The sequence below is a fragment of the Granulicella sp. S156 genome (assembly GCF_009766105.1).
In the GTDB taxonomy this organism is placed as follows: domain Bacteria; phylum Acidobacteriota; class Terriglobia; order Terriglobales; family Acidobacteriaceae; genus Granulicella.
On the sequence record NZ_LMUH01000024.1, the window covers coordinates 36050 to 38584 of the forward strand.

Below are 2535 nucleotides of genomic sequence, written 5' to 3' on the forward strand. Positions count from 1 at the left end.
ATCGCGTTCAGTACCAACCAGCGTGGCGAGGCGAGAGAGCGTTTGGTACATGCCAGTCTGAATAGCGCCCGCGGTGGTGGCAATCAGGTCGATGGCATCCTTCAACCGCGCATAGCCGAAATACCCGAAGGCAATGCGCCCCCTGCGGCCTTCACTCTGCACGGCAGCGATGGAACGACGAGTGCAGCTTCGCCAACCGAGGTAGCGGGAAGCCTCCGCACTCGTGCCCCTGGGAGTATCGAGAACAGCTCCACCACGGCCGTGATTCAGGAAGCACCGATTGCCGCTCCTCTCACTGCTTCCTACGGCAAGCAGGTCGATAGCTCCGATACCAGCAGTGGACCTCCGAATCTGTTGCGGTCGCAGATGGCCGTGCGGCGACTGACGCCGCGCGAGTGTGAGCGGTTGCAGGGTTTTCCCGACGATTACACCTTGGTCGAATACCGCGGCAAACTGGCAGCCGATGGCCCGCGATACAAAGCTCTCGGTAACTCGATGGCGGTTCCGGTCATGCGATGGATCGGGCAACGCATCGCCGCGGTCGATGCCGTCCTCCGTGATGGGAGCTTCGAGAGGAGGCAGCCGTGAGTGGGCGCACCATGACGATGCAGCATCCCTTGTCGCGGAGAGGTGACCTCGTTCTTCCTGTCCGCTTCGGCTCGGCCCACAAACGGTACAACTCGCCTTCCACTTCGTCGCCTGAAACCCGGTTCTTCCCACGGCGGCAAGCAGGCAACGATGCAAAGACCGGCACGGTATGGTTCACTCACTCCTCAATTGTCCTTGATCGGCTGGGAGCGAGAGAGGACAGGAGCATCCGTCGTCGGGTAACGATGGCGTTCTCTGTATCGATTCCGCTTCAGCAGGGTGTTTCCGTAAAGTGCCATCCCTCCTCGTATTTTCCCTGCTTTCCCTCGGTCACTCGCTTTGGTGCTTATCCCGCGCCCTGCGGCACGGCGCGTCTCTGCTTCGGCTTGTCAGCCGCCCTGCGGGTTTCGGCTTTCAGAAAATCTTTGTGCAAAGACCGCAAAAAGATTTTCCGAACCTTCCGAAAAAGCGCCGCTTGGCACTTGGGAGCGGGGCACCTCGCGTCGCTTCGCGCAAGAGTGTCCCGAGGGCAATCCGGGCAAATACAAACAAGGAGAAACACAATGGCACTCTACGAAAACAAAATCACGCTGAAGGGCTTTATCGGCAAGGACGCCGAGAGCTTCGCAACCCGCAACCAGACCACCTTCGTCACTCTCTCGCTCGCAACCAAGTCCGGTTACAAGGACAAGAAGACCAAGGAGTGGATCAACAAGACCGAATGGCACCGTATCGTTGCCTTCGGCAAGCCTGCCGATTATGCGAAGAACCTGAAGAAAGGCGACTACGTCGAGATCGAAGGCGAATTGCACTCGACCGAGTACGAGAAAGAGATCGTCCAGGGAAAGAACAAGGTCAAGGTCACCTTCCGCGACAAGGAAGTACGCGCCAGCATCGTCAAGAAGCTGGCGGCCCCCAAGGCCGGCGAGAACCTCGACTCCGAAACCATCACGGAGGACGACGCCGCGTAAGCGGCGTTGTCCTCCCTCGGGAGGTGTAACCATGACCCCACTCTTCGAGAACACCGTAACGTTGCGTGGCTTCCTCGGCAGCAATGCCGAGGTGCCTCCCTCGGAAGGAATCGCCGAGGACGCCTTCGCCGTCCTGCTCCTCGCAACTATGTCCGGTACCTGGGACGTAGCGACCAACCAGTGGACGCCACGTATCGACTGGCATCGCATCATCTGTGTCGGTCCCTGGTTCTGTGGCTTCACACGCGGGATGAGACGCGGCGAGTATCTCGAAATTGAAGGCGAGCTGCGTGCCTTCGAGGAGGACCGCACCGTCGTTGTCGTGGGCAACCGGTATCCAGCCAAGCATGCGAGCTATGCCGTCCACGCCATTCGCATCCAGCGGCTGGCGCGGCCACTCGTGGTCGTCGATACCGGCGAGGACGACTAAAGCGCCCCGCTCCTTCTTGCGGAGAGGCCAGGCCTCTCCGCGCTTTCTTCTGAAATTGCCGCATCGCTTCGCTTGCGGCAGAGAGGACCCCGATGATCGCTAACGCCGTCTTCGTCGCTACGCTTATCTTTCTCGCGCTTGGCTTTTGGCTGATGCACGCACTTCATTTTCTGGTGCCGTGGCGCAGTCTGATCCTCCACACCTACCTGAAGAGCATTGCGGTCTACGCCGCTCTGCTCTTCGCCAACATCCTCGGCTTGACCATCTGGATCGAGCGCAAGTTCTTCCTCCGCGATGCCGGGCGGAAGCTCAAGCACTTCGATCAGGAGATCCACACCGGCAAAAGCGAATTGTCTGCCGAGATTCTGTCGCGCTTCAGCGACGAGGAGGAACCGTTATAGCCATGCAGATCGATGACTCGCCCCTGGATCGCACCCCTGACCTTATCGCCAAAATCCGTAAGCTCCGCGAAGTTGCAGAGAAGGAGATGAACCGGTTCACTTCCGTAGCCGACTACGACATGCGTCGTGTCGTCGGCCAGAAGCC

Annotated in this window: 4 protein-coding genes; all 4 read left to right on the plus strand. The window is 59.5% G+C overall.

The features are described 5' to 3' along the window. Window positions 1-588: DNA cytosine methyltransferase (locus GSQ91_RS25760; protein WP_216845333.1), on the plus strand; the 588-nt coding region annotated here is incomplete at its 5' end. 563 nt (window positions 589-1151) lie between these two features. Continuing rightward, window positions 1152-1559 carry a single-stranded DNA-binding protein gene (locus GSQ91_RS18865; protein WP_158823319.1) on the plus strand — a complete coding sequence of 136 codons (408 nt, stop codon included), beginning with the start codon at window positions 1152-1154 and terminating at the stop codon, window positions 1557-1559. Window positions 1560-1590: 31 nt separating this feature from the next. Beyond that, a complete protein-coding gene (locus GSQ91_RS18870) occupies window positions 1591-1989 on the plus strand; it encodes a hypothetical protein (protein WP_158823320.1) in 399 nt (132 codons plus the stop codon). A 92-nt stretch (window positions 1990-2081) separates the two neighbouring features. Beyond that, a complete protein-coding gene (locus GSQ91_RS18875) occupies window positions 2082-2390 on the plus strand; it encodes a hypothetical protein (RefSeq protein WP_158823321.1) in 309 nt (102 codons plus the stop codon). Window positions 2391-2535: the final 145 nt, after the last annotated feature.